This window comes from Acinetobacter legionensis (genome assembly GCF_057165765.1).
This window is the reverse complement of record NZ_CM169896.1, coordinates 2,940,562-2,957,563: the sequence shown is the minus strand read 5'-3', so window position 1 is coordinate 2,957,563 and position 17,002 is coordinate 2,940,562. Positions and strand designations below refer to the sequence as shown.

Here is a 17,002-nt window from a genome sequence, read left to right as displayed (position 1 = left end):
GATTATGGGAGTTTATTGATACTTCGTTTCATGTTTCCGACATATAGGTTGCATGCTGTAGTTTACGGCTTGTGGCTTAATTTATTTATAAAATGTCAACAGACCCATTATAAACATCGCTGCTATACCCAAATGATGTGAAAGATCGAAGGAATTAGGCACATGGCTAGTAAACCAAATATTATTATTTCAGAACAAGATTTACATCGCTTAGAAACGATGTTGGAACATCAGTCGAAGTTGACTGTGACGATGCAACATTTAGAAGAGGAATTGGCGCGAGCAGATGTGGTTGCGCCTCAAGATATGCCTCCAAATGTAGTAACCATGAATGCAAAAGTCTTAATCACCATTGCACCATCGACGGAAGCAACCGAAATTACTTTGGTTTATCCACATGATTTTCGTGGTGAGACAGGGCAGGTCAATGTTGTTGCACCTGTAGGTACTGCAATTCTTGGATTGGCAGAAGGGCAGGAAATTGAATGGCCACAGCCAGATGGTCATTTGATGAAAGTAAAAATTGAAAAAATATTGTATCAGCCAGAAAGAGAAGGCGATTATCTCTAATAAATGTCAAAATTAATGATATTTACGTGACCAAATTAAAGCCCAGTAATCACTGGGCTAAATTTTGTATAAAAACCGAAAGTTAAAACCCTGAAGTTCTCCCTTTGCTTGGATATTTAAATTGATGTTGAATATCTAATTTATAAATCTGTTTCGGATTTAAATCAATTTGCCATTGGTTGATATTGGGTTGTCCATTCCATTGTGTTGCAGTCGGTGGAATATTATAGGTCGATTGAGTGCTGAGTTTACCGTTCTGGCTTTGTGGTTCAGGTTCAAAAATCGTAACCTGAATTGGATAGTTATGCAGGTTCTGTACTGAATATTGCTGTTTTCGTATGGTTTCAGATTGAGTACCTTTGACTGGATTTGTTTTGTCGGTTAAATCAGTGACTTTAACTTGAATTTGATCATCTGTACCAAAGCTCATTTGAAGTGCTTCATCTGCGCTATTGCTCCAAGCTCTTTGCCCAATATAGTCGCCATCACGATATAGTTTTACAATTCCAGAAGGCCAATTTTGATCAAGTTTTGAAATTTCAGCATTAATTGTGGCTTGAGTACTCTGTTTTGGAATCGCCCAAACTGAAAGTTTAGCCGCATATTGTTCAGTACTTAAAGGTAAATAGATTTGTTGTTGGCTGCTTGGAATGGATGCTTTGGTTTCTGAACGAAATTCAGTACTAAAATTTAAATCAGCCGTTTGAAACTGTGGAAATTGAGGGGGCGATTTTTTTACTGCGGCAGTGGACTTTCTATCATAACTCATTTCAGCCATTGCAATAGGTGCGGGTGCTGGATAAATTGGTCGTACTGGTTCTGGTTCATAATAGTTTACCCACCATTGTTGGGGTTGAACTTGTTGAATATAGTTTTGTGGGGTTGCTGTGGATAATGCCAATTTAACATTGTTCCAGTCTTCACCAGTTTTTTGAGCAATCATTGCCATACGTGTCAGCTTGATTTGCTTGGTTTGGGTGTTTAACTCAGCTTTATAGATCGGCTGCCAGCGTGCATAAGGAACCATATAGCTAATTTTAATTTCACCCCGTTGTGGGGCATTGACATAAAATTTTAGTGTTCGCTGATTAAACTCACTATCTCCAATGGCATTTAGATCCTGTTCAAGCTCTTGTAAGCGTTGTTGTAATTTTTCTTTCTCGGCCTTGGCTTGGTCAATGGCAATAAAAGCCTCGTAAGCCTGTTTACGGACTTTTGGCGCGGAACCTTTAATGACATTTTCTAAGAACTTATTTTGTAATTCAGCAGCTTGAATAATCGAGTTTTGTTCAGAAATCTGTTTTTTTATGCTTTCAATGTGATGACGTAATTGAGCAGATTCATTTCCTGCAGGTTTATCAATTGCACTATCTGTATGAGACACAGCATTGACTTCAATATTGCTACTTTGATATTGCAATTGGTCTATATTGAAGTTTGCTGCAAGCCCATTTAGTGTAATGAGTTGTTCTCCTGCTTGTACTGGAAAGCTTCGTTCGATTTTTGCCAGTGTGGGATACAGGGTGACTTGTTGAATGGGGGCGTTGGATAAGTTAAGCGCAAAACAATATGTTGAAGGAGCGCATAAAATAGTGAGTTGGAGTGCTGTTTTTATATTCATTATGAGGGGCCCTAAAATACATTCGATTAATTTTAAAGCTAAAATGTAGCAGAAAGTCATACAAATCAAAATAGTGATATAAGCATTTAAGGATGCTTGAACGTAATTGAGTATTGAGGATTGGCTAAATTTTAGACCTAAGAGAAAGCTTATTTTTATTTAACTTGATGGATTTTTCAGCTAGTTTTGAATAATTGCAAGATCAAGTCAAACAAATTAAAAAAATTAAGTTACACTGAGTCATCCAAAAATTGAAGGGCTGAACATTGAAACAATCATGCACAATACGGGATAAGAAATTTCCTCCTGAATTAAAAGCATGGTTGTATGCACAAGGTTCGCTGACTCAACAATTGACTGAGGCAGCAGGTGGGCGATTTAAAGTTCAACCGATTCATGAGCATTATCAAAGAATGACCTTGTTAGATAGTCAATGGATGCTAATGTCGCATCAACACACCTCCTGGGTGCGTGAAAGTTATTTATTTGGTTGTGATGAACAACCTTGGGTCAAGGCAAAAAGTATATTTCCCATTTTAAGTATCCATGGCAAAGCACGTTTGTTTAAGCACATCCGAACGCAGCCAATCGGAAAATATTTATTTCAACGTACCAATCCGTTATGTGAACGCCGTGTTTTAAAATTAGAAGAAGGTTGGACGCGGCAAAGTTGTTATACTTGGCATGGTTGTAAATTTATTGTTCAAGAAACTTTTTTACCTGCTTTTGAGCAATTTTTACATCAACAGAATATTTCAAAATAGAGTATTTAAGGACTGTCATGTCGATAGCGCAACAAACCACTTGGCGACAACGGTTAGAAGCTTATTATTATCTATGTCGCTTTGATAAACCCGTTGGAACAGAATTGGTTTTGTGGCCCACCATGTGGGCATTATGGATTGCTGCAGATGGAATTCCAGATATTGTAACGCTGGTTGCAATGGTCTTAGGAACCATCTTTATGCGTGCTGCGGGTTGTGCAATCAATGATTTTGCTGATCGTAAAGTAGATGCCCATGTAGAGCGGACTAAACATCGTCCACTCGCAACTGGAGTCATCTCTGCTAAAGAAGCGATTTGGGTCTTTATTGGCTTGGTTGCAGCGAGTGCCTGTACATTATTCTTCTTACCGATTGCGACTTTTTATTGCGCACTTGCAGGATTAGTGCTTGCATTTATTTATCCATTTATGAAGCGTTATACCCATTTACCGCAAGTGGTGTTAGGAATGGCATTTTCTTGGGGGATTCCGATGTCATTTACTGCAATGGGAAAACCCTTAGATTGGACCTGTTGGTTGCTTTATTTTGGGAATTTAGCATGGACAGTGGCTTACGATACTCAATATGCAATTACAGACCGTGAATATGATTTAAAAATTGGGGTCAAATCAACAGCTATTCTTTTTGGAAAATATGATATTGAAATCATCTCTTTGTTGCAATTGACCAGTGTATTGTTGATTGGTTCGGCATTATATTTAGAAAACATATTGATTCCGTTTGGCTTGATTACATTATTATTGGTTGTTGCTGATTTCATTTATCAATGGTCAAAAACTAAAGATCGTGATCCACAATTATGCTTTTGGGCATTTAGGCACAATCGTTGGGTTGGTTTAATCATCTTTATTGGAATTTTTATTGCATTAATTTGATTTTTTGAATTTAAATTTAAGATTACAATCTATATTTATCTATTATTTTACTATTTAGTTAAAAGCATTCTAGCAAGATGCTTTTTTTTATGCTTAATTAGTGGTGAACAGGGAGCTGTTCAAACAATAAAAACTGAGGACTTTTTAATGAAAGTAGGATTTAAACGGACACTATTAGCTATTACTTGCGGTTCAGCATTATTATTGACTGCATGTAATGATGATGATGATAACTGGAATAATTGGGGTTCAAATAAGGATTATGTATCTGAAAATACATATAATTCTGATGTAATCAATGAGGCTACATCGGTCAAAGTCATGACTTATAATATGCCAAATGTACTTGGTGAAACCAAGAAAGCCACAGCGATGGTTTTCATCCCCAAAACAACACGACCTGCAGATGGTTGGAAAGTTGTGGTTTGGGAGCATGGCACGGTGGGCGTTGGTGATAGTTGCGCCCCAAGTAGAAATAAATTTAACCCACGATTTAAAAATATGGCGCAAAGCCTGTTAAATGAAGGTTATGTAATTATTGCTCCAGATTATGAAGGCTTGGGTACACCAGGTATGCATCCGTATTTAAATCTAAAGAGTGAGGCTAACTCAGCGATTTATGCAGTGAAAGCATATAAAGAGCGCTATGGTAATCAGATCAATGGTCAATGGATGTCTGTCGGGCAATCGCAGGGTGGGCATGGTTCTTTAGGAACTGCTGAGCTTTCCAATAGTGATGCCAATTATAAAGGTGCTGTCGCAGGCGCACCTGCCTCAAGTTTGGGTTATATTATTTCTGTCGTTGCGCCGCAAGCGATTCGAGATATTCTTCAAAAGGAACAAGCTGGAACAGCTCCAGTAGGGACTGCTGTTGAAGTTTATGCAGAATTATTGGCATACGCTGCTTATACCACAGTTGGTGTGACCGCTTATGAGCCTAAGTTTAATTATCGAGAAGTTTTTAAAGATCGTTCAAAAAATATTGCAGAATTTGCGGAAGGTTCCACAGGTGAAAATGGCTTATGTCTAGATGAATTGCATAATAAATTTGCCGATGATATCCGTGATTATATTGTTAAGAATGGAGGAAAAACTGTTTTAGACTATCCTGGATTGGTCGATAATTTCCAAGAAAATCCGACAGTAAAAAAATTCTTAGCTGAGAACCAACCTGCAACCAAAAAAATTAATAGTCCTGTGATGATTATCCAGGGGACTGCTGATATGGCAGTGCCTTATCCTGTGACGGAAGGATTGCAACAACGTTTAAAAGATATGGGTACAGATGTAACGTTCTTACCTGTGAAAGATGCCAGCCATACTCAAGCGATTGTTGAAAAAAATCCTGAATTGGTTGCCTTTATTAAAAAGCATATGCCAACCACAAAATAATGGTTTTAAGAGAAGCATTCAGTCATTTGCTTTTCTTGGCGGTTAAATAGAGCGTGGTAAGTAAAAAAGCAGAGCTTTTATTAAAGCTCTGCTTTTTTTATCTCAATGTATGGCCGTTTGTACATTTTTTACCGAAGATCGAACAGGTTTTTTACCTAATGAAAGGTGATTAAAGAAAATATTGAGTAATACTGCTGCTATACACGTTGCGCTTATTCCTGAATGAAATAAAGTTTGAAATACTTTGGGAAAGGCATGAAAGAAATCAGGGCTGATTAAAGGGATTAAGCCGACACAGATTGACACAGCAACGATGATGAGATTGGATTGGGTTTGATAATCCACTTTAGATAATGTACGAATACCGCTTGCTGCAACACTACCAAATAAAACAATACCCGCGCCACCTAAAACAGGCATCGGAATCGCAGCAATTAAGCGTCCAAAAATCGGTAATAAACCCAGTACAACTAAAATAGCACCACCCGTTGCTACGACAAAACGGCTTTTCACACCTGAAATGGCAACCAGTCCCACGTTTTGGACAAAAGCACATTGCATAAATGAACCAAATAATGGCGCAATCGCAGAAGATAGCATGTCAGCTCTTAAACCATCTGCCAAACGATGACTATCCATTTTTGTATCAACAATTTCACCAATCGCTAATAGGCTGGCTGTTGTTTCAGTAAGGATCACGATGGTCACGATACACATGGTTAAGATCGCGGACATTTCAAAGCTGGGTAGACCAAAAGCAAATAGATGTGGGAAAGCAAATAAATCACCATTGCCCACTTTTGAAAAGTCAGCAACACCAAGCAGGATGGTAAAAATTGCACCAACAATAATTGAAATGAGTACGCCTAGGCGCGCCATTGTGGCTGAACCAAAGCGGCTCACCACAAGTAGTACACCGAGGGTAAAGGCTGCAATCCCTATATTTTCCAGTGAGCCCCATTCGGGTGCTTTAGGGTTACCGCCCATAATCCAGCGGATTGCAACAGGTAAAAGTGAAATCCCAATAATGGTAATAATTGAACCCGTCACAATCGGTGGAAAGAAACGCACTATTTTTGAGAAAAAGGGAGTAATCAATATCCCGAAAATTGAACTGACAATCACAGCACCAAAAATCGTTTGGATATTGCCCCCAGTTGTACCAATCGCGATCATGCTTGCGACAGCAGCAAATGAAGTGCCTTGTACAATTGGAAGTTTTGCACCAAACCACTTTAGTCCAAGTGTTTGTAGTAATGTTGCCAAACCACCCACAAGAATAGATGCCGTAATTAATAAGGCAATTTCAGCTGCATTTAAACCAATCGCCGTACCTACGACCAAAGGTGCTGCAATCAGACCACCATACATGGTGAGTACATGCTGTAAACCAAATGTCAGGTTCTTTCCCGCACTTAAAACTTCATCTTCAGGTTGAATTTTTTTAATTTCAGTATTCATCTTAAAACCTTTATGACTTTGCCATCCCTGCATTACAAAGAGCAATTTATATGCCAAATGGTCAATAACTGTGAGCAAAGTGCTTTAAGTGAAAGCTAAAACTTATGTGTTTGAGGTTGATATTTAAATTATTTCTTTGTGCAAAGTCGATTATTTTACGGTGGATAAGGCTTAGCGTGTTTAGATTGGCGCGATTCTAAAACGAAGCACTAGGCTTCTTTCATCTGTCCTTTTTTAAAGCATAGATTAAGATAAAGCACCCTCATCCTGATCTTCTTCAAAGGGGAGGAGAAGCTTTTAATAGCAATATGATTCACAGAACATGATCATTTATTTTAGCTTTTACGCAGTTGTGTTTGATGGGTTAGAGAATAGATGAAAAATTGTGCTGTACCTACAGCGAGTACACCTGAGGCAAGTATAAATTGCTGATGATAGGAAACACCCCAATGTTGCAAGCTACTAAAACAGATTCCACCAACCAATTGAGTCACAGCAAAAGCTAATGTTGCTATGCTCCATAGTTTTTTATAGGCCACATGATAAAGGTGTAAAATGGTATATGAGGTAAGGAAAACCACAGCAGGATTAAGCAAGCCTGTAAAAAAGGATGAGGTATAGGTAAGGATTGGATGGGTTGAAAAAATAGCAATCAAGATCGCTAAAACATATAGGCTATATAATATTTTTAATGCGGTAAAATTGCCAAATTTTCGTGCCAGTAAGTAAGCACTGATTGCACCTAAGGCACTGCCTGAACCATACAAAATCCAATTCAAGTTAATTAGATATAGATTAAGATGCAGGGTGTTTTTAAGATAATCAATCCAAAACAATGAGTGGGGAACATAGGCAAAAGCGCTTGAAGCATAGACAATCAGCAAACTAAAATACATACCATTGACTGTCCCCGTTTGATTGTTTGCTACGCTGATATGATCTAGAAGATCTTTAAATAGATTGAGTAAATAAACAATGATCAAACAAATGACAGCAGAGAATGCAAATAAAATCATCCATGCAGATTGTGTGTTGATTCTGTCGAGATAAGGCAAAAACAGGGTTGCCAATAATACTCCGATGCCAATACCGCTAAAGCCAATAAAGTTGATGGTTAAACGTTCTTCAGCTTTGCTGCAATGTGCAACAATACTCGGTGCTAGGATCATCAATAAGCCACCACTGATGCCTGAAATGACACGCCAAAAGACATACCAGCTTTCGGGAAGACCTGAAAAAGCACAACTGAGTAAACTCACCGTTCCAGAAAATGCCGCCAAAATGATATATCGAGGCATGGTAAAGTTTTGAGGCAGTTTCATTGCCCAAAATGCACCAATTAAATACCCCAACAAATTTGCACTGCTTAAGATACTGGCAAAACTGGAGTCCCAATGATAAGCAAGACGGGTAGAGGGCAATAATGCAGTATAGGAAAATCGGAGAATACCAATGCCTAAACACATACACAGGCATAGAAAGATACTCAGCTGAATTTTATTTGATCCGATCTTGGTCATTGTGCAGATTATCCATTTTCCGTTAATTTACCTTAAGGTGAATTTAAAAAAATGACAATAAATAATCAGTATTTAGTTTGGGAATAATCAGGGCTTATTCACACAACTTAACCAGTTGGTAAAATCCGAGCTTATTGCAGGATATGTATGATTAAGATCAAGGGCTCAGTCACTTTAGATCATTGTACAATTATGAATTGAACATGATTTAAAACAGATTGACCCATCGACAAGCAAAAATTCGTAAGGATTAAGCTTATAGATTGGCATCTACAGGGTCTCCGATCGTATAGTAATGTCCACCTGCAACATGATGTAGGCTTTTCCATTCAGCACCAACTTCATGGTAATACCAGTGACCATTTCGGAATACGCGATCATCCGCATACGCAGCGACGACTTTGCCTATAAATAAATCATGGCTTTGTTGATTATGCGGTTCAGGAATCAGTTCACAGATCAACCATGCAGCGCAGCCTTCAACCGCAGGGAGCTGAAATCCCTCAAATTGGAAAAGTGGCGTATGGCAGTGTGAGAGTTTTTCAGGGTCATTAAACTGACTGATTGAGCCTAATTGTTGTACCAGTTTAAGTTGTTTGAGTGTCGGTACCTGTAGGATGAAATGCCCTGACTTTTCAACTAATTCACGAGTTTTTGTACTTTTGTCTAAAACCACACTCACTTTGGCAGGCACAAGTTCTAGGGCACAAGCCCAAGCTGCTGCCATAACATTGTTTTCGTTTTCATACTGGGCTGAGACAAGCACGGTTGGACCGTGATTTAACAGGCGATAAGCCTTAGAAAGTTCAACAGTTTGGATATGTGAATTCATAAGATGGCCTATATTCTGGGTGTTAGTCTTTATTTGTATAAGCTTATACAAAAAATTCATGAGTAAGCTAAAGTAATGTTTTTATTATTAATAGTACATGTTGAGAAAACAACACTTAAATATCAAAAAATGCTAAAGACTATTTGATATTTCACAATAAGCTTATAATAAAACGATCAAAACTATTGGAACTCGAATGAACTATACGCTCATTTTGAATATTGTCATATTCATTGCCTTGATCATACTGCTGATGCAAACCAGAAAGACAGATTGGAGTCTGGCTAAAAAAGTGTTTGCCGGTTTATGTTTAGGTGTGGTATTTGGGCTAGGATTACATTGGGTTTATGGTACAAATTCTGAAATTTTAACTGAGTCTATTCAATGGTTTAATATCGTTGGAAATGGTTATGTTAAGCTTTTACAAATGGTGGTGATGCCATTAGTGCTGGTCTCGATCCTGAGTGCTGTGATTAAGTTACATAATGCATCCTCCTTAGGCAAGATTAGTATTTTTAGCATTGGTACATTACTAATTACCACATTTATTGCCGCTTTGGTTGGCGTGTTTGTGGTCAATCTATTTGGATTAAGTGCGGCTGGTCTTGTACAAGGGACACAGGAAACAGCACGTCTTGAAGCAATTCAATCTGAATATATTGGTAAAGTCACAGACTTAAATGTACCTGATTTTATTTTATCTTTTTTGCCAACAAATCCATTTGCTGAACTCACTGGGGCACATCCAACCTCAATCATTAGTGTGGTGATCTTTGCTACGATGCTCGGTTTGGCAGGGCTTAACCTGATCAGAGATGATGCCGAAAAAGGCCAACGTATCGTCACTGCAATTGATACTTTGCAAGCGTGGGTGATGAAGTTAGTTCGATTGGTGATGACGCTTACACCTTATGGTGTATTTGCCTTGATTACGAAAGTCGTAGCAAGTTCTAAAGCCGCTGATATTGTTAATCTTGGTGGTTTTTTGGTTGCCTCTTATCTGGGGCTAGCCATCATGTTTGCAGTACATGCAATTGTATTGTTGCTGACAGGCGTTAACCCAATCCGCTTCTTTAAAAAGGTTTTACCTGTATTAACCTTTGCTTTTACCAGCCGTTCGAGTGCTGCAAGTATTCCATTAAATATTGAAGCACAAACTCGCCGTTTGGGTGTGCCTGAGTCTATTGCTAGCTTTTCTGCTTCATTTGGTACAACGATTGGACAAAATGGTTGTGCGGGTCTATATCCTGCGATGCTTGCGGTGATGGTTGCCCCAACAGTAGGGATTAATCCACTTGATCCGATCTGGATTTTAACTTTAGCTTGCGTAGTGACTTTAAGTTCAATTGGCGTTGCAGGTGTCGGTGGTGGTGCAACCTTTGCTGCACTGATTGTTTTACCGATTATGGGTTTACCCGTAACTTTGGTGGCTTTGCTGATTTCCATTGAACCTTTGATTGATATGGGGCGTACTGCGTTAAATGTTGATGGTTCGATGACTGCAGGTGTTGTGACCAGTCAATTGATGGGGCAGACAGATCAAAGCATTTTGCTTTCAGATGAGAGAGAAGAGTTAAAACATAGTTAACCTATTTTTCAATATTATTTAAACGCCATAAAAAACACCTAAATTACATTTAGGTGTTTTTTTTCAACTAAAGTTTATCAGTCAAACTCTGATTCATTAAATGCATATTCATTACACGCTGATTTATTAAAACAAGTCAGAGTATTCACGACTATAAATAGCAGTTTATCACGATCATATTTCTGATAAATATGATGGTCTGCTAGTGCTAAAGCGTTCTATTTTGCAGCTTGATTACACTCAGCCAATTCTTTTGAATTTTTTGTCCAAATTTTTCCAGCAGAATTTTTATAGAAGGTGATTTTTCCAATTCGAGAGACCAAACTTTGGCATGAGTCGATTGAAAGTTGATTGCCCCAAGGACCAGACATTCGACATACAGTACCATCGCATTTCCAAACCACATTAGGGCCATTCTCTATAGGTACGGTAACTGTCCCTTTATGTGTGGTTCCAGCAATCCAAATGGTATCGGCTGCAAAAGTCAGTGGAGAACATAGGATTAGGCTGCTTATAACGACGCTTTTGAGTTTTATGCTTATTTTCATCGTGCTTATTCCATCATTATTGATCTAGGAAAGATTATAAACTTCAAATGAATCTATAAAACAGGTGTATTTTGAATGGTCAATACGATCAAGCTTCAACTGTAACCATTTTAAAACTTAGACTGTATCTGTAATCATTTTTAGTATTGCTTAGAATAGATTAAAATGAGGAGTTTTGACAATGAAAATGTACCAAGTTGATGCTTTTACACAAGAATTGTTTAAGGGCAACCCTGCTGCTGTATTGGTCTTAGATGACTGGCTGGATGATGCTCTGATGCAAAATATTGCCTTAGAAAATAATTTGGCAGAAACTGCTTTTGTCAAACGCATGGATGATGAAAATTATCAAATTCGCTGGTTTACACCACAGGTTGAAGTCGATTTTTGTGGGCATGCAACCTTAGCTTCAGCATTTGTTTTATTTAAAGACTATACCCAAGCGAAGACGATTCATTTTCATGTTAAAGATTTGGGTATTTTTATCATCCAGCAAGCTGAGGATGGAAAGATCCTGATGAATTTCCCGATTCGACAGCCACAAAAAGTGATCGATTATCCAGCGTTATTGAATCATGTCATTGATCAGCCTTTTAAAGAAGTCTACCTCAATGCGCAAGCGTATATTTTAATTTGTGAATCTGCACAAGATGTGATTGATGCAACACCAAACTTAACCAATATCCGAAAAATTGCAGAACAGTATCATGTGAGTACCGCATTAACTGCTGAGTCTGCAGGCTATGATGTGACCATTACCGCAGCTTCAAACGATTATGATTATGTTGCTCGCTATTTTGCTCCACATAAAGGAATAGATGAAGATCCTGTAACAGGTTCAATGCATACTGGTCTAGCGCCCTTATGGGCTGAAAAGCTAGGTAAAACACAACTTATTGGTTATCAGGCATCAGCGCGCGGTGGAAAATTGTTTTGTGCTATTCAGGATAGTCAACGTATAGAAATTTCAGGCTATGCACAGTTATTTATGCAAGCTGAGATTTTTATTTAAATTGATTTTAAGATAGACATGTTCAAATCATTACAAAAGCCGTTGAAATAAACGGCTCTTTTTTCAAAACTTTACTATAAATTTTGTTCAGAATTTCTTAAGATGTTTAGCTTATAAATGTTTAAAATTTAAAAAATTCTGGATTCTCCTATGCTCATGCAGTTGAAAAAACTCACCTTGTCGCTTTGTATTCTTGGTTTTAGTGCGTCTAGTTTTGCTCAAGCCATCCTGGTTAAATCTGAACATAATATCGAAGAATATAAGCTAGAGAATGGCTTTAGAGTTTTACTTGCACCGAATGACAAAGAAAGTAAAGTCTTTATGAATACGGTTTATTTGACCGGCTCTTTAAATGATCCACAAGGCAAAGGTGGCCTCGCACATTTACTTGAACATTTAGCGTTTAAAGGCACACAAGATGTAAAAGGTGAGGAATTTCAACGCCGTTTAGATCAATATACGTTAATGACCAATGCCAGTACCGATTATTATTCGACTAAATATACCAATATTGTACGTCCAGACCAAAATACCCTAAATGAAGTGATTTATTTAGAGTCACAACGTATGGACAAATTGGTGCTTCAAGAGCAATTCGTTCCTTCAGAAATCAATATTGTGATGCGGGAACGCGAAGTGCGTATGGATCAGCCTTTTGCTGTGCTGATGGATCAAATGTGGAAAGCAGCCTATGGCAACAAGTCATTGGGTCGTTTACCAATTGGTGATCTTGCTGAACTACAGTCAATTAAAATGAATGAATTGAACAAATTCTATAAAGACTGGTATGCACCGAATAATGCGGTAATGGTGATTGCTGGTAAATTTGATAAAGCAGAAGTTTTAAAAGCCATTGATAAAAACTTTAGTGCGATAGCTGCACGTAAGATTCCTCAACAAGCAACAGTACCTTTACTTGATTCTTCAACCATAAAAAATCGTAATTTTGTGGTGAAAAAGGGCAGTGATCTTGCCAAATTCAATATTTATATGAATGGTAAGAATGAAAAAATTCAGCCAGTATTAGCACTTGCGCCATATTTATATACCTTACAACCGAGTGGTCATCTATATTCCAGCATGGTAGAAACTGGTGTAGCGACCAATGTTCAATCGACAACATGGTTAGATGATGATTTTAATTTGGTGTTTATGGGGGCGATTTATGCACCAAACCATGATGCTCAAAAAATTGACAGTGCGTTGATTGCCGGTGTAGAAAAAAATAAAAGCTTTGATGATGTCGAATTAAAACGGGTTAAAAATCTAATCCAGAATGCCAACGAGAGTTTATTGACCAGTGCTGCTGCTGTTGGTGGTATGTTAAGTGATTATGTGGTGTCGTCTCATGGTAATTGGGCACAATATTTTAAAGATCAACAAGCCATTCAAAAGTTAAGCGTAGCTGAAACTAATGCAACTTTAAAAGCATTTTTAACTGAACAGCACCGTTTTAATGGTGATATTCAACCGACACCTGAAGACCAGAAAAAGGCCTTAGAGCAAAAGCAAGCTGCTGAAAAACCAAAAACTTTAGATCAACAAGCTACTGCAGTAGAACCGTTAAAAGATGTCAGTGTTTATCAAGCGGAAGTTGCCCAATATGTTGAAAAATCGAAACAATATTTAACTGCAACAGAGAAAAAGATTCAACGTGGCACTTTAAAAAATGGGATGAAGTATGCTTTATTCCCAACCTCGACACGTGATGATAAAACCTATGCAACCATTGAGGTTAATTTTGGTACAGCTGAATCTTTAATGAATAAGGCACAAATTCTCGATTTTACGGCTTATTTATTATTACGTGCTTCTGAGCAATATAGCTTACAGAATATTGCAGATAAAACTATTGAAGCAAGTGGTGCAGCAACTGCGACGGCATCGGATAACGGGATTACTATTCAAATTTCAGCGAAAAAAGAAAAATTTGAAGAGTTCTTTAAATATATCGTGTCGGTGATGAAGAGCCCTAAATTTGAACAATCACAATTTGATTTAATTAAATTACAAAGTTTATCTAGTTTGGATCGACCATATACTGAGCCTGAAACAGTATCCTCTTTAACCATTGCGCGCCTACTTGAAACCTATCAGCCAGGTGATTTACGTTATCATTTTGAACCAGAACTGGCTAAACAACAGATTCAAGCAGCAACCAATCAACAAGTTATTGATTTGTATAAAAAATACTTTGCAATGGACCATGCCTTTATTTCTATCACTGGGCAATATGATGCAAAACCGATCAAGAAGTTACTTGAGCAACAATTTGGAAATTGGTCAGCTAAACAACCTTATCAGCGTTTATCAACAGAATTTACCCCTTATAAAGCGCAGAAAGTGCATGCCCTTTCAGAACAACGTGAGTTTGGTAGTTATCAAGCTTTGCAGACCTTACCTGTAGGTGTAGACAATAAAGATGCCGCAGCACTGATTGTCTTTAGTTATATTTTGGGTGACTCGCAATTGTCTTCACGTTTAGGACAAGAGCTTCGTGAAAAAAATGCGTTGGTTTATGGTTTTGGTAGTCAATTAAACTTGGACTCTTTTAATGAAGCAGGCGCATTGTCGATCGAAGCCAATTACACAGCAGGAAAATCTGCTGAAGTATCGCAAGTGGTGCGTAAAGTGCTGAATGACTTATTAGCGACTGGAGTAACCAGTCAGGAGTTGGAAGCGGCTAAAGCCAATATCATGAAGCAACGTGTAACGTCTTTAGAAGATGAACGTGTGATTCATCGTATGTTAAACAGCCAGCTTGAACGCAATAAGAAAATGGATAGTCGTGCTTTAAGAGATCAAGAGTTTGCTCAACTGACCAAAGCGGATGTAGATGCTGTAATTAAGAAGTATATTAAACCTGATCAATTGGTTGAAGTGATGGCTGACCAATATGGTCAAGCTCAGAAAAATCTAAATTGATGATTTAATTACTCATTGACTTAAGGAAGCCATACATTTGTATGGCTTTCTTTTTTATAAAGATACAAGATTTATAAAAAAGAGCCGTCAAACTGTACTAATTTATATTCATTAAACTCAAAAAACCGAGGTATTGGACCTCGGTTTTCAGTTTAACGATGCTTGAAAAATAAATTATTTTTCAACAAATGCGCGTTCAATCACATAGTCGCCTAAAACACCCATTTTAGGTGATTCTTTGAGGCCGTGTTGATCAAGGAGCTCGACAACATCGTCAAGGAATGCTGGGCTACCACACAGCATTGCACGGTCAGTTTCTGGATTAAAACGTGGTAAGCCAATTTTTTCAAATAATGCACCAGATTCAATCGCAGTGGTTACACGACCTTGCGTATGGAAATCTTCACGGGTCACAGTTGGGTAGTAAACCAATTTGTCTTTAATACCTAGCTCTTCAAAAAACTCATTGTTTGGAAGTTCGTTGAGGATCAGGTCTTGGTAAGCCAATTCAGAAATAAAGCGTGTACCATGTACCACGATAACTTTCTCAAAACGTTCATAGGTTTCAGGATCGCGAATCGTTGATAAGAACGGTGCTAACCCCGTACCCGATGAAAGAAGGTATAAGTTTTTACCTGGATTCAAATCATCAAGTACCAAAGTACCTGTAGGTTTTTTTGAAATTAGAATTTCATCGCCAACTTTTACTTTTTGCAAAATAGAAGTTAAAGGACCATCAGGCACTTTAATTGAGAAAAACTCTAATTCTTCTTCGTAGTTAGCGCTTGCAATAGAATATGCTCGCATTAAAGGCTTACCATTGACTTCAAGACCAATCATCACAAATTGACCATTTTTAAAACGTAATGCAGTATCACGTGTGGTCTTAAAACTGAATAGAGTGTCATTCCAGTGGTGTACGTGAGTAATCTTTTCGACGTTGAAAGCAGCCATTAAAGGTCTCAATAAATTATCAAATTAGAACAGCCTGCTATTCTAATCTAAAATCATTCTCGATAAACTGAATATATTTAATTGAACTTATCAGAAAAAATGATTATGACTGAGTTAAGTCTCCCGATTATTGGGATTATGCGTTCTCCTTATGTTGAAAAATTTGGTATTCCTCGACAACCAAATCTGGTTCAGGTGGAGTCTTTTATCGAAATGCATGCACCCTACAACGTCTTGGAAGCATTTGAGGGAATCGAAGAGTTTAGTCATTTATGGTTGATCTGGCAGTTTCATGACAATAAAAATCAACAAGATAAAGATAAATTCCGTCCTCAAGTGAGGCCACCACGGTTAGGTGGAAATAAAAAAATCGGTGTATTTGCAACACGCAGTATGTATCGTCCTGCACCGATTGGCTTATCTGTAGTACAACTTAAAGCCGTTAAAAAAGAGGGTAATGCAGTTCGTGTATATGTGACAGGCAGCGACCTTTTAGATGGTACGCCAATTGTCGATATTAAACCTTATATTCATTATTCTGATGCTGTGGATGCGGCGCAAAGTGGTTATGCCCAGCATGAGCCTGTTCGTAAACAGGTTATTTGGTCTGAGCATGCACAGCAATTAAAAAGTAAATTTCTTCAAACAGCTGACATGGACCAAAAATATATCGCTGAACTTGAGTCGGTACTGGCTTTAGATCCTCGACCAGCTTATCAGCATGATGATGCACGTATTTATGGAATGCGTTTTGGGAAATTTAATATTAAATTTAGTTGTGTAGAAGAGGGGATCCTGATACAGGGCATTGAGTCGTTCAGTTATTGAAAACGTGATTCCATATCCTGCTTAAAACTTATGCGCTTTTGTTCGCAGTGATCGGAGCATCTCGGTTTAAAGAGCAGGAGAGTATCTACAA

Annotated in this window: 14 protein-coding genes; 8 read left to right on the top strand and 6 right to left on the bottom strand. The window is 37.9% G+C overall.

Going from position 1 to position 17,002, the window contains the following annotated elements; genetic code table 11:
* The first annotated feature begins 162 nt into the window (after positions 1-162).
* A complete protein-coding gene (rnk, locus tag AC2G3J_RS13495) occupies positions 163-570 on the top strand; it encodes a nucleoside diphosphate kinase regulator (protein ID WP_234622805.1) in 408 nt (135 codons plus the stop codon).
* A gap of 82 nt (positions 571-652) precedes the next feature.
* On the opposite strand, the gene AC2G3J_RS13490 is transcribed toward rnk, so the two are convergent.
* Positions 653-2,191 (bottom strand): DUF4139 domain-containing protein, encoded by a 1,539-nt coding sequence (locus AC2G3J_RS13490; protein ID WP_483770123.1) that lies wholly within the window; start codon positions 2,189-2,191, stop codon positions 653-655.
* A gap of 266 nt (positions 2,192-2,457) precedes the next feature.
* Here AC2G3J_RS13490 and AC2G3J_RS13485 point away from each other — a divergent pair, with 266 nt between their 5' ends.
* The 3 genes from AC2G3J_RS13485 (at position 2,458) to AC2G3J_RS13475 (ending at position 5,243) form a co-directional block, all read left to right on the top strand.
* Positions 2,458-2,955, top strand: a complete 498-nt coding sequence (locus AC2G3J_RS13485) for a chorismate--pyruvate lyase family protein (RefSeq protein WP_336953864.1) — start codon at positions 2,458-2,460, stop codon at positions 2,953-2,955.
* A gap of 17 nt (positions 2,956-2,972) precedes the next feature.
* Positions 2,973-3,851: a 4-hydroxybenzoate octaprenyltransferase gene (gene ubiA, locus AC2G3J_RS13480; protein WP_419361313.1), complete on the top strand. Its 879-nt coding sequence runs from the start codon at positions 2,973-2,975 to the stop codon at positions 3,849-3,851.
* A gap of 147 nt (positions 3,852-3,998) precedes the next feature.
* A complete protein-coding gene (locus AC2G3J_RS13475) occupies positions 3,999-5,243 on the top strand; it encodes an alpha/beta hydrolase family protein (protein ID WP_483770122.1) in 1,245 nt (414 codons plus the stop codon).
* Positions 5,244-5,345: 102 nt separating this feature from the next.
* On the opposite strand, the gene AC2G3J_RS13470 is transcribed toward AC2G3J_RS13475, so the two are convergent.
* The 3 genes from AC2G3J_RS13470 to AC2G3J_RS13460 all read right to left on the bottom strand — a co-directional run bounded on the left by AC2G3J_RS13470 (position 5,346) and on the right by AC2G3J_RS13460 (position 9,056).
* The gene (locus tag AC2G3J_RS13470) at positions 5,346-6,704 is read right to left on the bottom strand and encodes a nucleobase:cation symporter-2 family protein (protein ID WP_483770121.1); all 1,359 of its coding nucleotides are present in this window, start codon (positions 6,702-6,704) and stop codon (positions 5,346-5,348) included.
* Positions 6,705-7,039: 335 nt separating this feature from the next.
* A complete protein-coding gene (locus AC2G3J_RS13465) occupies positions 7,040-8,224 on the bottom strand; it encodes a YbfB/YjiJ family MFS transporter (RefSeq protein ID WP_483770120.1) in 1,185 nt (394 codons plus the stop codon).
* Positions 8,225-8,480: 256 nt separating this feature from the next.
* Entirely contained in the window at positions 8,481-9,056 is a 576-nt protein-coding gene (locus AC2G3J_RS13460; protein ID WP_096733614.1) for a flavin reductase family protein, read from the bottom strand.
* A gap of 196 nt (positions 9,057-9,252) precedes the next feature.
* On the opposite strand from AC2G3J_RS13460, the gene AC2G3J_RS13455 reads away from it, so the two are divergent.
* Positions 9,253-10,644, top strand: coding sequence for an L-cystine transporter (locus AC2G3J_RS13455; protein ID WP_034612245.1), 1,392 nt, complete (start codon positions 9,253-9,255; stop codon positions 10,642-10,644).
* A 218-nt stretch (positions 10,645-10,862) separates the two neighbouring features.
* Here the strand turns inward: AC2G3J_RS13455 and AC2G3J_RS13450 are convergent, their stop codons facing one another.
* Positions 10,863-11,192 carry a DUF8200 family protein gene (locus AC2G3J_RS13450; protein WP_419360368.1) on the bottom strand — a complete coding sequence of 110 codons (330 nt, stop codon included), beginning with the start codon at positions 11,190-11,192 and terminating at the stop codon, positions 10,863-10,865.
* Between the two features lie 181 nt (positions 11,193-11,373).
* On the opposite strand from AC2G3J_RS13450, the gene AC2G3J_RS13445 reads away from it, so the two are divergent.
* Entirely contained in the window at positions 11,374-12,204 is an 831-nt protein-coding gene (locus AC2G3J_RS13445) for a PhzF family protein (RefSeq protein WP_483770119.1), read from the top strand.
* A gap of 150 nt (positions 12,205-12,354) precedes the next feature.
* On the top strand, positions 12,355-15,129 hold the full coding sequence (locus AC2G3J_RS13440; protein WP_336954489.1) for a M16 family metallopeptidase: 2,775 nt from the start codon (positions 12,355-12,357) through the stop codon (positions 15,127-15,129).
* Positions 15,130-15,303: 174 nt separating this feature from the next.
* On the opposite strand, the gene AC2G3J_RS13435 is transcribed toward AC2G3J_RS13440, so the two are convergent.
* Positions 15,304-16,083, bottom strand: a complete 780-nt coding sequence (locus tag AC2G3J_RS13435) for a ferredoxin--NADP reductase (RefSeq protein ID WP_004721908.1) — start codon at positions 16,081-16,083, stop codon at positions 15,304-15,306.
* Between the two features lie 99 nt (positions 16,084-16,182).
* On the opposite strand from AC2G3J_RS13435, the gene tsaA reads away from it, so the two are divergent.
* Positions 16,183-16,911 (top strand): tRNA (N6-threonylcarbamoyladenosine(37)-N6)-methyltransferase TrmO, encoded by a 729-nt coding sequence (gene tsaA, locus AC2G3J_RS13430; RefSeq protein WP_336954490.1) that lies wholly within the window; start codon positions 16,183-16,185, stop codon positions 16,909-16,911.
* Positions 16,912-17,002: the final 91 nt, after the last annotated feature.

Excerpts from the sequence above, each read along its gene's own strand:
- AC2G3J_RS13490 (WP_483770123.1), bottom strand. The coding sequence starts at position 2,191 with ATGAATATAAAAACAGCACTCCAACTCACTATTTTATGCGCTCCTTCA.
- AC2G3J_RS13475 (WP_483770122.1), top strand. The coding sequence starts at position 3,999 with ATGAAAGTAGGATTTAAACGGACACTATTAGCTATTACTTGCGGTTCA.
- ubiA (WP_419361313.1), top strand. The coding sequence starts at position 2,973 with ATGTCGATAGCGCAACAAACCACTTGGCGACAACGGTTAGAAGCTTAT.
- AC2G3J_RS13435 (WP_004721908.1), bottom strand. The coding sequence starts at position 16,083 with ATGGCTGCTTTCAACGTCGAAAAGATTACTCACGTACACCACTGGAAT.
- tsaA (WP_336954490.1), top strand. The coding sequence starts at position 16,183 with ATGATTATGACTGAGTTAAGTCTCCCGATTATTGGGATTATGCGTTCT.
- AC2G3J_RS13455 (WP_034612245.1), top strand. The coding sequence starts at position 9,253 with ATGAACTATACGCTCATTTTGAATATTGTCATATTCATTGCCTTGATC.
- AC2G3J_RS13440 (WP_336954489.1), top strand. The coding sequence starts at position 12,355 with ATGCTCATGCAGTTGAAAAAACTCACCTTGTCGCTTTGTATTCTTGGT.
- AC2G3J_RS13460 (WP_096733614.1), bottom strand. The coding sequence starts at position 9,056 with ATGAATTCACATATCCAAACTGTTGAACTTTCTAAGGCTTATCGCCTG.
- rnk (WP_234622805.1), top strand. The coding sequence starts at position 163 with ATGGCTAGTAAACCAAATATTATTATTTCAGAACAAGATTTACATCGC.
- AC2G3J_RS13465 (WP_483770120.1), bottom strand. The coding sequence starts at position 8,224 with ATGACCAAGATCGGATCAAATAAAATTCAGCTGAGTATCTTTCTATGC.
- AC2G3J_RS13445 (WP_483770119.1), top strand. The coding sequence starts at position 11,374 with ATGAAAATGTACCAAGTTGATGCTTTTACACAAGAATTGTTTAAGGGC.
- AC2G3J_RS13470 (WP_483770121.1), bottom strand. The coding sequence starts at position 6,704 with ATGAATACTGAAATTAAAAAAATTCAACCTGAAGATGAAGTTTTAAGT.
- AC2G3J_RS13450 (WP_419360368.1), bottom strand. The coding sequence starts at position 11,192 with ATGAAAATAAGCATAAAACTCAAAAGCGTCGTTATAAGCAGCCTAATC.